This is a genomic window from Chryseobacterium subflavum, assembly GCF_055762745.1.
Genome location: NZ_JBVTMR010000001.1, coordinates 427,340 through 442,543 on the forward strand (window position 1 = coordinate 427,340; position 15,204 = coordinate 442,543).

The 15,204-nt window shown below is 35.5% G+C and carries 16 protein-coding genes and 1 pseudogene; 15 read left to right on the forward strand and 2 right to left on the reverse strand.

Features of this window, described 5'->3' with window-relative positions; translation table 11 throughout:
- Positions 1–9 precede the first annotated feature (9 nt).
- The 10 genes and pseudogenes from AC0INN_RS01875 (at position 10) to AC0INN_RS01920 (ending at position 8,521) form a co-directional block, all read left to right on the forward strand.
- Positions 10–3,675: a DUF6443 domain-containing protein gene (locus AC0INN_RS01875; protein ID WP_306611424.1), complete on the forward strand. Its 3,666-nt coding sequence runs from the start codon at positions 10–12 to the stop codon at positions 3,673–3,675.
- 12 nt (positions 3,676–3,687) lie between these two features.
- Positions 3,688–4,164 (forward strand): pentapeptide repeat-containing protein, encoded by a 477-nt coding sequence (locus tag AC0INN_RS01880; protein WP_306611426.1) that lies wholly within the window; start codon positions 3,688–3,690, stop codon positions 4,162–4,164.
- Positions 4,165–4,304: 140 nt separating this feature from the next.
- On the forward strand, positions 4,305–4,574 hold the full coding sequence (locus AC0INN_RS01885; protein WP_306611428.1) for a helix-turn-helix transcriptional regulator: 270 nt from the start codon (positions 4,305–4,307) through the stop codon (positions 4,572–4,574).
- Positions 4,575–4,659: 85 nt separating this feature from the next.
- Positions 4,660–4,959: a site-specific integrase gene (locus tag AC0INN_RS01890; protein ID WP_306611430.1), complete on the forward strand. Its 300-nt coding sequence runs from the start codon at positions 4,660–4,662 to the stop codon at positions 4,957–4,959.
- A gap of 609 nt (positions 4,960–5,568) precedes the next feature.
- Positions 5,569–5,799 carry a hypothetical protein gene (locus tag AC0INN_RS01895; protein WP_306611432.1) on the forward strand — a complete coding sequence of 77 codons (231 nt, stop codon included), beginning with the start codon at positions 5,569–5,571 and terminating at the stop codon, positions 5,797–5,799.
- A gap of 443 nt (positions 5,800–6,242) precedes the next feature.
- Positions 6,243–6,365: pseudogene (locus AC0INN_RS01900) on the forward strand (RHS repeat-associated core domain-containing protein); the annotation flags it as partial.
- Between the two features lie 42 nt (positions 6,366–6,407).
- Complete coding sequence (locus tag AC0INN_RS01905) at positions 6,408–7,157, forward strand: hypothetical protein (RefSeq protein ID WP_306611434.1); 750 nt, start codon at positions 6,408–6,410, stop codon at positions 7,155–7,157.
- Positions 7,157–7,609: a hypothetical protein gene (locus AC0INN_RS01910; RefSeq protein WP_306611435.1), complete on the forward strand. Its 453-nt coding sequence runs from the start codon at positions 7,157–7,159 to the stop codon at positions 7,607–7,609. The genes AC0INN_RS01905 and AC0INN_RS01910 overlap by 1 nt, the downstream gene beginning before the upstream one ends.
- Positions 7,610–7,950: 341 nt before the next feature.
- Positions 7,951–8,223, forward strand: a complete 273-nt coding sequence (locus tag AC0INN_RS01915) for a hypothetical protein (protein WP_306611437.1) — start codon at positions 7,951–7,953, stop codon at positions 8,221–8,223.
- The gene (locus AC0INN_RS01920) at positions 8,213–8,521 is read left to right on the forward strand and encodes a hypothetical protein (protein ID WP_306611439.1); all 309 of its coding nucleotides are present in this window, start codon (positions 8,213–8,215) and stop codon (positions 8,519–8,521) included. The genes AC0INN_RS01915 and AC0INN_RS01920 overlap by 11 nt, the downstream gene beginning before the upstream one ends.
- A gap of 71 nt (positions 8,522–8,592) precedes the next feature.
- Here the strand turns inward: AC0INN_RS01920 and AC0INN_RS01925 are convergent, their stop codons facing one another.
- On the reverse strand, positions 8,593–8,787 hold the full coding sequence (locus AC0INN_RS01925) for a hypothetical protein (RefSeq protein WP_306611441.1): 195 nt from the start codon (positions 8,785–8,787) through the stop codon (positions 8,593–8,595).
- Positions 8,788–9,038: 251 nt separating this feature from the next.
- Here AC0INN_RS01925 and AC0INN_RS01930 point away from each other — a divergent pair, with 251 nt between their 5' ends.
- Positions 9,039–9,614, forward strand: a complete 576-nt coding sequence (locus AC0INN_RS01930; protein ID WP_306611443.1) for a dihydrofolate reductase family protein — start codon at positions 9,039–9,041, stop codon at positions 9,612–9,614.
- 168 nt (positions 9,615–9,782) lie between these two features.
- Here the strand turns inward: AC0INN_RS01930 and AC0INN_RS01935 are convergent, their stop codons facing one another.
- Positions 9,783–10,652 carry a cupin-like domain-containing protein gene (locus AC0INN_RS01935; RefSeq protein WP_473046821.1) on the reverse strand — a complete coding sequence of 290 codons (870 nt, stop codon included), beginning with the start codon at positions 10,650–10,652 and terminating at the stop codon, positions 9,783–9,785.
- Positions 10,653–10,812: 160 nt separating this feature from the next.
- On the opposite strand from AC0INN_RS01935, the gene kbl reads away from it, so the two are divergent.
- The 4 genes from kbl (at position 10,813) to gldG (ending at position 15,161) form a co-directional block, all read left to right on the forward strand.
- Entirely contained in the window at positions 10,813–12,009 is a 1,197-nt protein-coding gene (kbl, locus tag AC0INN_RS01940; protein WP_172277525.1) for a glycine C-acetyltransferase, read from the forward strand.
- Positions 12,010–12,150: 141 nt separating this feature from the next.
- Positions 12,151–12,705, forward strand: coding sequence for a CopD family protein (locus AC0INN_RS01945; RefSeq protein ID WP_306611448.1), 555 nt, complete (start codon positions 12,151–12,153; stop codon positions 12,703–12,705).
- 55 nt (positions 12,706–12,760) lie between these two features.
- Entirely contained in the window at positions 12,761–13,489 is a 729-nt protein-coding gene (locus tag AC0INN_RS01950; protein WP_172277531.1) for an ABC transporter permease, read from the forward strand.
- 4 nt (positions 13,490–13,493) lie between these two features.
- Positions 13,494–15,161, forward strand: a complete 1,668-nt coding sequence (gene gldG, locus AC0INN_RS01955) for a gliding motility-associated ABC transporter substrate-binding protein GldG (protein ID WP_172277534.1) — start codon at positions 13,494–13,496, stop codon at positions 15,159–15,161.
- Positions 15,162–15,204 lie beyond the last annotated feature (43 nt).

The window sequence follows — 15,204 nt, forward strand, 5'->3', positions numbered from 1 at the left end:
ACACAACGTATGAATAGATATTTAATAACAAAAAAGTGGTTATTGCTGGGGTTAGTGTTTGTAGCTGGAACGCTTTATGCACAGAGTAATTCAGAAAACTATGTGTATTCTAAAACTTATTTAGCAGATCCCATAACTACAAATTCAAAAACTTCAGAAACAGTTACTTACTTTGATGGATTAGGAAGAGCCAAACAAATAGTTAGTATTAAAGCAACTCCTTCTGGCAAGGATATGGTTACTCCAGTCACCTATGATGAATTTGGAAGACAGACAAAAAATATTCTACCTACTCCAATTAACACATTGAATGGGAATATTCATTCTGGAGTTACCAATGAAAATACCGCTAACTCTTATTACGGAGCATCCAATGCATACAGTGAGAAAGAGCTTGAAAAATCCCCTTTAGATCGGGTTTTACAACAGGCAAATCCTGGTGATGCCTGGAAACTTGGAGCAGGACATACGCAAACATTCAGCTATGGCACTAATGCTGCAAATGAGGTTATAAAGTTTGTCACTACTACTTCAACAAGCACAGTTAGTAATGTTACAACTATTTCAACTGCATTACCTGTAGGTAGCCTTGGATTCTATGGGCAGGGTAGTTTTTATAAAAATACAATAACGGATGAAGATGGAAATCCTGTAACTCAATTTACCAATGGTCGCGGACAAACGATTCTTATCCGAAGAACAGATGGAACACAAAATATTGATACCTATTATGTGTATAATGACTATGGGCAAAAAGCGTTTGTCATCCCTCCAAAAGCAGTACAACAAATTGTGCAAAATGCAAATAAAGTTACTGCTGATATTTTAAATACACTGTGCTACCAATACCGCTATGACGGGCAAGGAAGGGAAGTTGAAAAAAAGCTTCCTGGGAAAGGCTGGGAATTGACCATTTATGACAAACAAGACAGAGCAGTACTTTATCAGGATGCTGTTTTAGGAACAGTAAACAATAACTTTGGCAGTAAAGGCTGGATATTTACTAAGTATGATGAGTTTAATAGGGTTGTTTATACTGGATTCTTTCCTAACACTGCAACAAGACAGTCTTTACAGAATACGCTAAATACTTTAACCACCAATACTTCCAATAATGAAAAAAGGACTTCAACCTTTTTTAATCAACAGGGAATTGATATTTACTATGATAAGCTGGCCTATCCAACATCGAATTTTGTTGTTTTATCAGTAAACTATTATGATTCTTATCCGCGTGATGCTCCTTCCGTTATTCCTGAAAAAATTCTGGACCAGTATGTTTTATTAGCAACATTTGGAACCGGTAATACAACTTCTACCAAAAGTTTGAAAACAGCTTCTTATCTAAAAAATATAGAAGATGATAAATGGACCAAAACATATCATTATTATGATTTCAAAGGAAGGCAGATTGCTACAAAAACTACTAATCATTTAGAAGGTTACACCAATAAGGAGTCTAAACTTGATTTTTCAGGATTAGCAACAGAAAGTTATACCTATCATAAAAGAACTCCAACTGAAACAGAAGTCAAAATAAAAGAACGTTTTGTTTATGATAATGGAAACAGGCTTTTAAAGCATTATCATCAAGTGGATAGCAACCTCGAAGAATTATTAGCAGACAATACCTATAATGAACTTTCACAGTTAAGCAATAAAAAAGTAGGAAACAATCTCCAAAGCATCGATTACAATTACAATATCAGAGGTTGGCTGACAGAAATCAATAAAAACCAGATGTCTGTAGCTGATTTAGGAGGGAAACTTTTTGCTTATAGAATTAAATACAATCAGAAAGAAGGAATCACTAATCCGGATCCAGTCTTATTCTCCGGAAAAAATGTTGAGGCAAAATACAATGGTAATATCGCAGAAGTAGATTGGAGGGCAGTGGAAACAATCGGAGCCAATCCTTCTCTTACTCCTAAGAGATATGGATATGTTTATGATAAGCTGAACAGATTAACAGCAGGATATTATCAAAATCCAAATAACCCCAACAGCAAAGAAAATACAGAATCTTTAACGTATGATTTGAATGGAAATATCACCAATCTTTATAGAACCTCAGTTCTGCAAGGGACAATTGCCACAAAAATTGATGATTTAGAATATACTTATGCAGGAAACCGGGCCACTACCATAAAAGATAACAGTGGTAACAAGACTGGTTATGAAGGGACAACAGGACTTCCCATAGAATATGATGTTAATGGGAATATGATCAATATGGCAGATAAACAAATCAATGGAATAATGTATAATTATTTAAATCTGCCCAATGCAATATCTATTGGTTCAAGTCAGGCATATACTGATATTACTACAAAGTACGGATCAGATGGGACAAAGTTGAGAAAACAAGTCGTAAAAACACTTGTTGGAATAACAGGCACGACTTCTTCTACGGAAACTACAGATTATCTTGATGGATTTCAATATATAAATATAACAGGATCCGGAAATAATGGAGGAGGTTCAGAAATGTTTGCTGCTAGTCTGGAAACGAGCAGGGCTTTGGAAATGGAGGCCTATTCTGCAGAGACTTTAAATGTTGTTCCTGGTTTAGGGGCAAAGAATCCTGAGCTTCAGTTTTTCCCAACCGCAGAAGGATTTTATGATTATGGAAAAGATCAGTATATTTACCAGTATAAAGATCATTTAGGAAATGTAAGGATAAGTTTCGCAAGAAACAGCACAGGCGCTCTTGAGATTACAGATGCTAATGATTATTATCCATTTGGAATGAACCATTTAAAAACGGGATTCTCCTTTTTTAGCCCAAGTGCCTATAAGAATTATAAGTACAATGGGAAGGAATTGCAAGAGACTGGGATGTATGATTATGGAGCGAGGATGTATATGCCGGATCTGGGAAGATGGGGAGTTGTAGATCCAGCAGCTGAATTAGGAAGAAGATTTACTCCTTATAATTATGCATTTGACAATCCAATAATGTTCATCGACCCTGATGGGATGTGGCCTTGGCCAACTTGGAGTCAAGTTAAAAGTTTTGGAAGAGGGGCTTGGAATACAACTGTAGGAATGGTTAAAGGCTTAGCTACTTCTAATGGAATATCAGGAGTACTGCAGGGAGGTAGAGAATTTAAGAAAGTTTATAATGCATATCAAACAGGTGGAGCCTCTGCTGCTGTAAAACAATATGGAAAATCTCTTTATGAAACAAGCGGAGCAAAAGCAATTGTTCAAACTGCAAAAGGGGTAGCTAAAGGAGATGCGGAATCTATTGGTTCTGCAACTGTTATGGTAGCCGCTGCGGTTGTTACGCATAAAGCAGCAGGAGGAACCAAAGCTGGAAAAGCAGCAACTGTTACTGAAGCAGAGACAGCTTCAGTGTCAAAAACAGTAACTGTTACACAGGAATCGGTTACGCAAGCATTACAGGATTCAAATTTACAAACTGCTCAAGGTGTTGTTTCGGGGCCTATGGTTGAAAGATATGTTCAAATGGCACAAGATGGAAATACTGCACCTCCAATAAAGGTTACAAGTGATGGTGTAATTGTAGACGGAAATCACAGATATGTAGCTGGGAAATTAACAGGTAATGAACCTGCACAAGTTCCAGGAACTTTATCTCCAAGCCAACAATCTAAAGTTCAACCTGTTCAAAATACAAAAGTTGATCCGAATGATTGGGGTGGACATTAAAATTAATTTATTATGATTATATACTGTGAAAACGATAATGAAATAAGAATACCATATGATAAATTAGATGGAGTTCTTATCGAGAATTTAGAATTGCATAGAGCAAAACTTGAGAATATGAATTTAAGTAATACAAGTTTTTTTAAGTCAAACCTTAGAGGAGCATTTTTATTCAACTCAAATTTGATAAATTCAAATCTTTCTTTAACTAAATTAATAACATCAGATTTAAGAGATACCCTTCTATTAGGTTCCAATTTATCTGAAAGTATAGCTTCATACTGTGATTTTAGTCATGCAAAATTGCAAGGAGCTAATTTAGGAGGAGCTAAAATTGACTTTGCAAACTTTACAGGTGCAAACTTATCTTGTGCAAATATGCTTTGTATTGATATTGAAAAAGCAATATTTAAAGATACTGTATATAATACTGAAACTATTTGGCCCGAAGGTTTTGATCCTTCAAGTAATGGATGTATGTTGTTATAAACGTCTTCGTCAAGCGTCACGCTTGTGCCATGATGGAATAATAAAACCACCGCAATTGCGGTGGTTTTTGTATTGTTCTGTTTTCAAATACAAAACAGAACAATATAAATAAAAAGGTTGAATTTTTTATATTTGTAGTAATGAATAAAAAAATCATGATGGAAAAGCTAAAGACTTTACGAAAACAGCGGGGCTATACCCAGGAATATATGTCCAAGATTATCTCTACGGATGTATCCAATTACAGCCGCAAAGAAAGCGGTGATGTAAGGATTTATGATGATGAATGGAAGAAGCTGGCCAAAGCTTTAGACGTTCCGGTGGAAGATATCAAAGAAGAAAAACCTTCCAGTATTGTTCAGAATAATGATAATCTGACCTTTACAGAATGCCAGGATCATCATCTGTAAAACAGGAATTACCAATGAAAGAATATTAGATTTAAAAGCTGACCAGATTTTATTATTTTATCAGTATTTACAAGAGGAAAGAGAAATGTTAACTACCTTCAGAACCGAGAAAGAGGATTACTTTTTATTAGGAAAATTAGGGGCTAAAATTATTTCGGATGACATTAATTATTTAGTCTCTACTTACAAGAAAAACTTCACCAAAAAACTCACTTCCATTACCATCCGTCAGAGTGTTATCAAACTGAAATTAGACCAGGGCGAAAACCTGAGAAAGGTTCAATACTTTGCCGGACACAAACATGCAGATACCACAGAAAAGTATAAAGAAACAGGTGTAGATGCACTACAAATATCCATTAATCAATATCATCCAATCCAATAAAAAAAAGGCAGTTTTAGCGAACTAAAAAAGGGTACATACAATCTTATGCGACCTAAAATAAAGTTTTTAGCGAATTAAAACAGGAAAAAAAGAATCTTATGCGACCTAAAACGATCTGATATCGTCAAAAAGGATTTTTTTTATATTGTTTTTGTTGTTTTGCTGAGACAACAAAATATAATTTTTTTTAAAAGGAGACAGCAATGAAACAGCATCATTTTTTAGGAAAGAAAGAATCCCTAAAACAGAAGAAATGACACCAATGATTGCCCAAAAATCCATACATCAAATATAATAAAATTAAAAATAAAATCCAACATCTGCATTTTGAATTAAATATCCCGCCCGCCACCAGAAAAAGACATTTTTCTCCAACGCTTGCTTAAACTTCCCTAAGCTTTAATGCCACAGCAAATTACATAATAAAATTATATGTGCAGCAGCACCTAAACGTTGCCTTCCACTCCGCTAAAGCTGCGCTCCTGGCAAATCCATCGGCACCTATAATTTGAGATTATGTAAAATGCTTCCCTTAGCTTCGTGCAGAGCAACTCCGCTGCCAGCACCCCCGAATCTTCCCGATCCTAAACCAGCACCGAAAAATACCTTTTGCCAAAGCTTCAACCACCCGTTCTTCGACAAGCTCAGAATGACAAAGGAAAAATGCGCCCCCGCTCTGAATCGCCGTTGAACTGGAAGTATGTTAAAGGATGTGGATTTGTGGATAAAGCCAAGGCTAAAAGCAGCATCGATTTTACCCACAAGTCCACATCTACAACAACAGCGACAACAATACCACCGGAACCACAAAACAAATCGAAAGAAAGTATATATTTGTAAAATAATAGTCCACCTGGCAGGGTGGACTACTGAAAACTAAATTGAAAAAAAGTGATTACAACCGGGTTTGTAATCACTTTTTTACTTTTCCTGTATTTTTAGCAACAATGACAAAAGCTGTCATCGCTAAAATCACAAGGAAAAGCAGTGCTAGAATGGTAATTGTATTTTCCATAGAGCAAATGTAATGTCATGTTTTACAATAAACAGGTGTATTAAATGATTTTGACAAGAGATTTTAAATTTTTGGTTTTATAACCACATAAAAAAACAAATAAAAACATTGTCTGTTAAACTTACACTACTATTTTTGACATTAATTATTTTTTTTCAATTGAAAAAGAAAAATTATATTTACGTAAGCGAGCAAGAGCAGGTGATCACAGTGTAAAGCCTCGCACGAGAAAAGGTTGAGTAGGCAAATCCTGAAAAGTTGAGCGGAGATATACAACTATAAGTACCAAGGACAAGAGTTACAGGAGACGGGTTTCTATAATTTTAAATGGAGAAATTATGATCCTAATATCGGTCGATTTTTATCAATTGACCCTTTAAGTGAGAAATTTCCGTATAATTCTACTTATGCTATTCAAGAAAACAAAATGGGAATGGGCATTGAATTGGAAGGATTAGAATTATTACCACATCATTCTGGCTATTTTGCAATTAGCGGAAATCAAATGATTGTTAAACAGGCTCCAATTACACAAAGAGATTCCTTTGGAAGACCATCTTTCAGGGCAGGAGATATAGGATTATCAACAAATGGATATAATCCTAGTGTAGCAAGGATATCAGATGGAACAAGTGGGTTAAAGCTGAATTCTTACAGATATAATGGACCAAATCCATCTGGTGCAAAAATGGAAAGTATTAGAGGAGACGACCGTCCTACCAATATTTGGACAAAAATGTATGATAACAACTCAGGCAAATGGCATGATAAAGTAATTAATTCAGCATCTAAGCTTTCTAGTGGGGTTAAAGAATTGTACAAGTTAGGGGAAATGGCGGCTAATATTCCTAACGCAATAAAAAGTACAAGTAATTATGTACAAGCAACAAAAGATGTAAACTCTGTTTTGGATCAAGCTGGAGTTATGGGGGATGCTATTAATTATGTAGACTCTAGTGGCATGAAAATGGGGTTGCAACTCCGAAATGACGTTGTTAATTATGTTTATGATGGGAAATTACCCATTGGAACTGATAACCAAAATGATCAAATAATTCAAATTGGAACGTCGATATTGAATTCCAATAATCTACCAATTCGTCCAACGGCAGAACAAGTAAGAAGTATGTTGGAAAATAAACAAAAAGAAATGCAAAATCAAATAAATCAAATTCCTCATTAATGAAAATAATCAAATATTTATCAATATTAGCAATACTTGCTAGCATAAGCAGTTGTGTCAATCAAAAAAAGAAAGACGAGAAACAAATACAAGAAACAGTTCAAAAATTTTGGGAGAAAGCCAAGATAAATGATTTTGAAGGATATAAAAGTTTAGTTGCAGATCCTGATATTTTTTCTGGAGTAATGAAGGCAGAACTCAATTTTCTTCATAAAAACTATGATAAAATAAATCCTAATGATTTTCTTTTAGAGAACATCAAAGTAAAAGATACTAGTATTGCAGGACCTAATGTACATCAAAAATACGTACAGTATATAATAAAAAAAGAGAATGATAGTAATTATCTGAAAAAACCTTTAATTATCACATTATTATTTTATAAACCTGTCGGATATGATAAAATATTTAATAGAAAAGTTTTACAAAATCATATAGGATGGGATAAATAAAGCAAAAGCCCCTGCTGGCGCGAGCGTCACGCTCGTACCCGAATAAAGATTAACAATCTATATATAAATCCGAGAAGGTAGACTTTCTTGGATTTTTATTTTTAGTATTTAAGATTAATGGGCCTGAAAGTAGCTTTGTAACAGAAATATACAAATGGAAATATGGTAGTGTAATACATTACTGTAATGACGACCAGAAAATTCTGGAAATAGATTTAAATTTGTGATGTGAATGGCAACGAGCGTGACGCCCGCGCCAGCGGAGGAAACTTCTCATAGAGTAATTGTAGATAAAAAGAAAGGTAAAATTGTAACTTCATTTCCTCAAAAAGCAAATTAATATGTCAGTTAATTTTTTAGATATAGATAACAAAAGCCAGATTTTATTTAATATTTCTGATTCTGAATTTTCAAAATTTGAAAATATTATTAATATTTTCAATAAGAAATATGATAATCTGTTTGATATATATGGTGATTTTAGATTATATCAAAACCATATTAATTATCTGATTGAATTATTAGAGCAACAAAATGTTAAAGAAGATTTATTTTATAGATTTTTATTAATGGCAAAAAATAATAATAAAACATTATTAGTAATTGGAAACTAAAAGAATTGAAACAGGTCAGATTTGGTCTTTAAATGATGATGAAAATGGAAAAGCATTTATTATTGATATAGATAATGATCTCAATGTACATTTTGCCTATATAAAAGATAATGATGTAATTATTTATCATATTCCGATAAAATATTCTTTTTTTCTTAATTCAATTACTCAGCATATTGGTAATAATGACGTTTTGGAGGATTTTTTGGAAGCAAAAAAAGTATGGGAAGAGTATTCAGGAGGAGTATGGGAACTAAACGTCAAAGAGATTTTGGAAATAACTTTAAATGATAATTAATCCCCGCCCCCGCCCGATTGTATCGTGTGGAAGATAAAGATGAACCCTCGCAATTTGCGAGGGTTTTGTATTTATAAAATGCTTTGCAGTTTAGTTTGTTTAAGGAACGCATCAAGGAGAGCGAAGACGTGTTGTCTGTCGTTCTCTTTTAGTTTTTGTATATCTAAAATTTTAGCGACAATATTTTTATCCAGTAAAATATCCGTAGATCCTACGAGATAATCCAGAGAAATTTCCACGGCTTCTGCCAGCTGCGTAACCATCACAATCGATGGTTTTACTTTCCGCACTTATATCTACCAATGACAGCACCGTTAACATCTGCCAGCTTACCCATGCCTTCTTGCGACATCTTTTTATTCTACCTCTTTAAGATGCTTAGCAAAATCTATGTTACTTATAAAAACTAATTTTATTACGTTTTAAAAATGGCAACTCTCTTACTTTAGAAAAACACTAAATTTGTAATACATTGAATAACAACTTACACTAACACAATCACCAAAAAACAATTACTATGAGAAAATTAAAATTACAGATGCAGATGACCATCGATGGTTTTGTAGCCGGACCGGAGGGCGAGCAGGACTGGGTATGGCTAAGTCCGCCGGATGAGGTAGGTTTTCAGAAAATCGTTGATCTTGCTGAGAGCAGTGACACTCTTTTACTGGGAAGGAAAATGACACGACCATTCATAGATCATTGGGAAAATGTGGCAGATAATATGCCCGATCATCCTACCAACCATTTAGCAAAACTGATCGTTGATATGCGTAAAATTGCTTTTAGCCGGACAGAAAACAATATAGCCGGCAGAAATCTGGAAGTAGATAATAATGATCTTATAACGTCAGTAGAAGCTCTTAAAAAGGAGGAGGGAAAAGATATCCTTGTGTATGGAGGTGCTGATTTTGTAAGCTCGCTGATCGATCAGGATCTTGTTGATGAATATTATATTGTTGTGAATCCGGTAGCGATCGGAAAAGGACTTCCTATTTTTAATGGCCGGAAAGTCTTACAACTGGAAAGTTCTCTTGCCCTTAAAAGTGGAAAAATATTTAATAAATACCTTCCGGTTAGGGAAAATAAATAATTTATGGACAAATAGAGAAGTGGAATCTGGAAATAATGAAACTGTCTCAAAATTCAGATAATTATCTTTTCTCAATTTAAGCTTGACGGAAAATATCATAAAGACAAATATTTTATATCCTTCATCCTATATTCGCTCAAAATGATGTTTTGAGACAGTTTTTTTATGTTATTTCAGAATCCTTGCAACAGCTCTTTTTGCTTTCCTGTGGGCTTTCCTTACTTTAAAGTCGAACCATTTTTCTTTAAATAAATTTCGCATAGCATTATCAAAATGCCTGATCATGACCAGATTTTTAAATCCTCTCCATTTTTCGAGCCAGCTGGAAGGAAGAGCTCTGACAGAGACGGAATATCCTTCTGTTTCATATTGGATATAGTGCCACCATCCGGAAGGGATGTAAAGTGTTTCTCCGGGATGGATAACGGCTTCGTAACCTTTTAGATATTTTAAAGCAGGAAATTCTTGATAGTCGGGTTCCTTAATATTAGCTAAACTGTGAAAGTTATAAGGTAATTTGTACATCAGACTGGATTGTTCCCAGGGAAATAGCCATATCTTTTTAATGCCTTGAAACTGGGTGATGAAAACATGGGACATATCAATATCAACGTGGCTTCTGGTAATGGAGCCTTTACCACCAAAAAACATAAAGGGAAGCCACTTTAGAATTTTTCCATTGGTAACATCATTATAGTGGATATCACTTTTCATTTCAGGTTTTATAGTGAGCAGGTTAAAAAGAAAAAGCCTGTGTTCTGTTGGTTTTGTGCTAATCAGGTCCAGATATTCAGAAAAATGGCTCTGAGCGATAGGTTTACTCGCAACCCTATCCAAAGATTCAAGGTCACTGCCATAAATATTGACCTTATGATTACCTGCTATTTCTTTAAAATAATCATAGCTCCACTTTTTAAAAGCCGGGCTTTCTGGATCTGCAAAATCTTCGATTATAACCGGAAGACGGGGTTTCATGTAGAGATTCAGAAAATTTATTGATGGTATATTCCTAACTTTTTGTACAGATGATAACTTCATTTTTAGAATTTAAAGGACAAATATAAAATTATTATCCTACTAAATTAGTAGACTAATTGTTAAAATGAATGTTTCTGCTCAATTTTTTAGAATAAGAATCATAAAAGAGGATAGTTTACCGCCTTTTTACTAAATTAGCGCATCTAAAAAATTACTAAAAATGATCTCTGAAAAATATCTTCAAAATTTACAGAACGAGCTTAAAAATATTGAAAACGACGGGCTTTATAAGAGAGAAAGAATCATTACTTCCCAACAGAGTGCGGAAATAGAAGCTAACGGTAAAAAGTTGCTGAACTTCTGTGCTAATAATTATCTGGGACTTTCCAATAATCCTGAAGTGATGAAAGCATCCCAGGATATGATCGCTTCTCACGGATATGGAATGTCATCCGTTCGTTTTATCTGTGGAACCCAGGATATTCATAAGCAGCTGGAAGAGAAGATCGCTCAGTTTTTAGGATTGGAAGATACGATCTTGTATGCAGCATGTTTTGATGCTAACGGTGGTGTTTTTGAACCGCTATTCACCGAGGAGGATGCTATTATTTCAGATGAACTGAACCACGCATCGATTATTGACGGGGTTCGTCTTTGTAAAGCGGCAAGATACCGTTATAAAAACAATAATATGGAGGATCTGGAAGCTCAGCTGAAAGCGGCTTCTGAAAAAAATCACCGCTTTACGATCATTGTTACCGATGGGGTTTTCTCTATGGATGGAATTGTAGCTAACCTGAAAGGGGTATGTGATCTTGCGGATAAATATGGTGCCTTGGTAATGGTAGATGACTCTCACGCCACTGGTTTTATTGGAAAAACAGGTCGTGGAACACATGAAGCGAATGAAGTAATGGGTCGGGTAGATATTATCACCTCTACCTTAGGAAAGGCACTGGGTGGAGCTTTAGGAGGATTCACTTCGGGTAAAAAAGAGATTATCGATATGCTGAGACAACGTTCCCGCCCTTATCTGTTTTCCAATTCATTAGCTCCGGGTATTGTAGGTGCAGCATTGAAGGTGTTGGATATGATCTCTGCTGACACATCACTTCGTGATCAGGTGATGGAAAATGCAGAATACTTCAGAAGAGAAATGAAAGCTAAAGGTTTCGATATTCCTGACGGAGATGCTGCGATCGTTCCGGTAATGCTTTATGATGCGCCATTGGCTCAGAAAATGGCAGAGAAACTTATGGACGAGGGAATTTACGTAATTGGTTTCTTCTATCCTGTAGTTCCTAAAGGAAAGGCAAGAATCAGGGTTCAGCTTTCTGCTGCTCACACCAGAGAACATCTGGATAAAGCTATTGCTGCTTTTGAAAAAGTGGGGAAAGAGCTTAGTGTGATCTCTTAAAAATATTAAAAAATAAAAATTGAAAACTTGGGATTGTTCGGCTGTTTTTGTGGCTGATGATCCCAAAGTTATTTCAAAGGTTGAAGTGAGAGACGGGAGTATGGTATCGTATTGTTTTATAAAAAATAGAAAGTTTTTAAAATGCTTTACACAATAATCAAAGCGCTGCACATTATTTTTATGGTCAGTTATTTTGCAGGGATTTTTTACCTTGTCAGGATATTTGTTTACTATAAAGATACCGATGAATTCTCTGAAGAAAAGAAAAGTATCCTAAGAGAACAGTATACCTTCATGGCAAGAAGGCTTTGGAATATCATTACAGTTCCTGCAGGAGTGATCATGGCGGTTTGCGGACTGGTGATGATCTTTCTTAATACAGGATTGATGAAAATGCCTTGGTTTCATTTAAAACTAACATTCCTTGTCGGTCTGGCGATCTACCATTACTGGTGCTGGAAAAAAGTTCTTCAATTAAAAGCACTTCACGGAAATACATTACAGACAGCAAACATAAAACTGAGACAGGCGAATGAGATTGCCACATTCATTTTATTCCTGGTTGTTTTTACAGTTATTCTGAAATCTTCAGTAATTGATTACTGGTGGCAATTAATTGCCGGATTTTTCGTTCTTGTATTTTTAATCATGATGACCGTGAAACTGGTCAATAAAAACAAAAAAAAGAAACAATAGAAAAAGGGTATGTGTGTACATCAATACAATCCCTTTTACATTTTACTAAAAAACTATGATTGCAATTTTAAAAAAAGAACTTTGGAGTTACTTCGGGAACTGGAGTGCGTGGATTATTATCGCAGCTTTCAGTCTGATAGCGACTCTTTTTTTGTTTTTTTTCGACAACGACTCTAATATCTTTGAGATCGGAATGGCCTCATTACAAAGCTATTTTGTTTTGGTCCCATGGCTACTGATGTTCATTATTCCTGCACTTTCCATGAAAACTTTTGCAGAAGAGCAGCAAACGGGAACTTTGTACTGGTTGTTTTCCCAGCCTTTAAAAATATCGGACCTTGTATTAGGAAAGTTTCTTTCCGTTTGGGTGGTCGGCATCTTATGCCTCATTCCTTCGTTGATCTATCTGTATACCGTTTATGTTTTGGGAGTTCCTGCCGGGAATATTGACCTGGGAATGACCTTTGGGAGTTATATCGGATTGATCATGCTTATCGCTGCTTTTTCGGGTGTCGGGATTTTAGCGTCATCGTTGTCTCAGAATCAGATCATGGCTTATCTGTTAGGTGTTTTCATGTGTTTTATCATGTATTTCGGAATCGAGCAGTTAGCAAGCTATAAATTGTTGGGTGGAGCAGATTTTATCTTACAGAATATAGGTTTTTATCAGCATTTCCTTGGATTTACAAGAGGGTTGATCGATTTCAAAGATGTAGCCTATTTTGTTCTGATCATCGGTGTTTCATTAGTATTGTCCAATCATTTTATCAATAAAAAGAAGTAGAATTATGAAGAAGATACCTTTTAAATCTCCATTAGGGATTTTATTGTTTGTGATCCTGCCTTTAGTGATTATTCTTGCCGTTTCTGGGATCAGATTGGATTTAACGAAAGAAAAAAGATATACCCTTTCCGATAATACCATCAAAGTATTGGAATCGGTTAAAAAGCCTCTAACTGTGGAGGTATATCTGGAAGGAGATTTCCCGGCCAGCTTCAAACAGTTGCAAAGTGAAACGAAGTTTATGCTGGAGGAATTCAGAAAGATCAATCCGAAAATTGATTTTAAATTTATTGATCCTATCAAAACCAAAATGTCCCAGGATACTTTGATGGCGATGGGAATGCAGCCTTCCGTTCTTCCGGATGTAAAAGACGGTAAAGTCTCCCAGATCGTATTATTCCCGTATGCGGTTCTTAAGTACAATAAGGGCGGCGTTTCTATCCCGCTGGTGGTACAGCAGGCCAATATCAATGCCGATGAACAGCTGACGAAATCCATTGAAAATTTAGAATATAATCTTGTATCGAACATCAAGAATATTGCCACTGATAAGAGAAAGAAAATAGGAGTTTTGGTTAACCAGGATGAATTAAGTCCGGGAGAATTCCAGGGTTTTATGCATTTGGCATTAGAAAACTACGATGCCGGTCCTGTGATTCCTAAAAATCAGGTTGAGCTAACAGCTGCGGATGTTCCGTTGCTGAAACAAATGAGTGCCCTCGTTATTGCAAAACCGAGAAAAGCATTTACAGATGGTGAAAAAGTGATCCTGGACCAGTATATTATGAACGGAGGAAAAACATTATGGATGATTGATGCCGTAAATGCTGAAATGGATACCTTAACCCGATCTAAAAAGGTAATGCCATTCCCGGTGGATATCAACATGACTGATTTCTTCTTCAACTATGGAATCAGGATCAATCCTGCTTTGGTTAAAGATGTAAAGAAATTCGCTTTGTTAAGGCTGGTAACGGGAGAGGTGAGTGGCAATCCGCAGTATACAAGTCTTCCATGGCCCTATTTCCCTTTGGGAATCGCTGAAAAGAACGACCCGATCACCAAGAATATCAATCCGGTAAAATTTGAATTTCCCACATCAATTGATACTTTAGGCAGAAAGAATATTAAAACCAAAGTTCTTTTTGAATCGAGTGAAAGGACTTTATTGAAACAGGTTCCGAATTATGTGGATCTTAAAGAAATTTCAAGCGTAGATAGTCTTGGGCAAATGGAAAAGCCAAGTACTCCGAAAATCTTTGCTGTAGCATTGGAAGGGAAATTTACTTCCGCTTATGCTTCGAGAATTGAAAGAAAATCCTATCCTGGTTTTAAAGGTCAGAGCCCGGAAAATAAAATGATCGTGATTGCAGATGGTGACGTAGGAAGAAATAAAGTGATCAAGGGAGAACCTTTGCCGTTAGGAGTAGACTTATTAACCAATGAACAATTTGGAAATGAACAGTTCCTGCGAAACGCTTTGGATTACCTTTTAGATGATAGCAACCTAATGGAACTAAGAAACAGGAATATCGAAGAAAGGCTACTGGACAGACAAAGAATTACAGAAGAAAAGACCAACTGGCAATGGTTTAATTTGCTGCTTCCGCTAGTCATTATTGGGTTACTCGGAGGATTGTTCTTCTGGTTGAGAAAAAGAAAATTCAATTAAACGATAATGAATTAAAAAAGAGAAACTTTATGGTTTCTCTTTT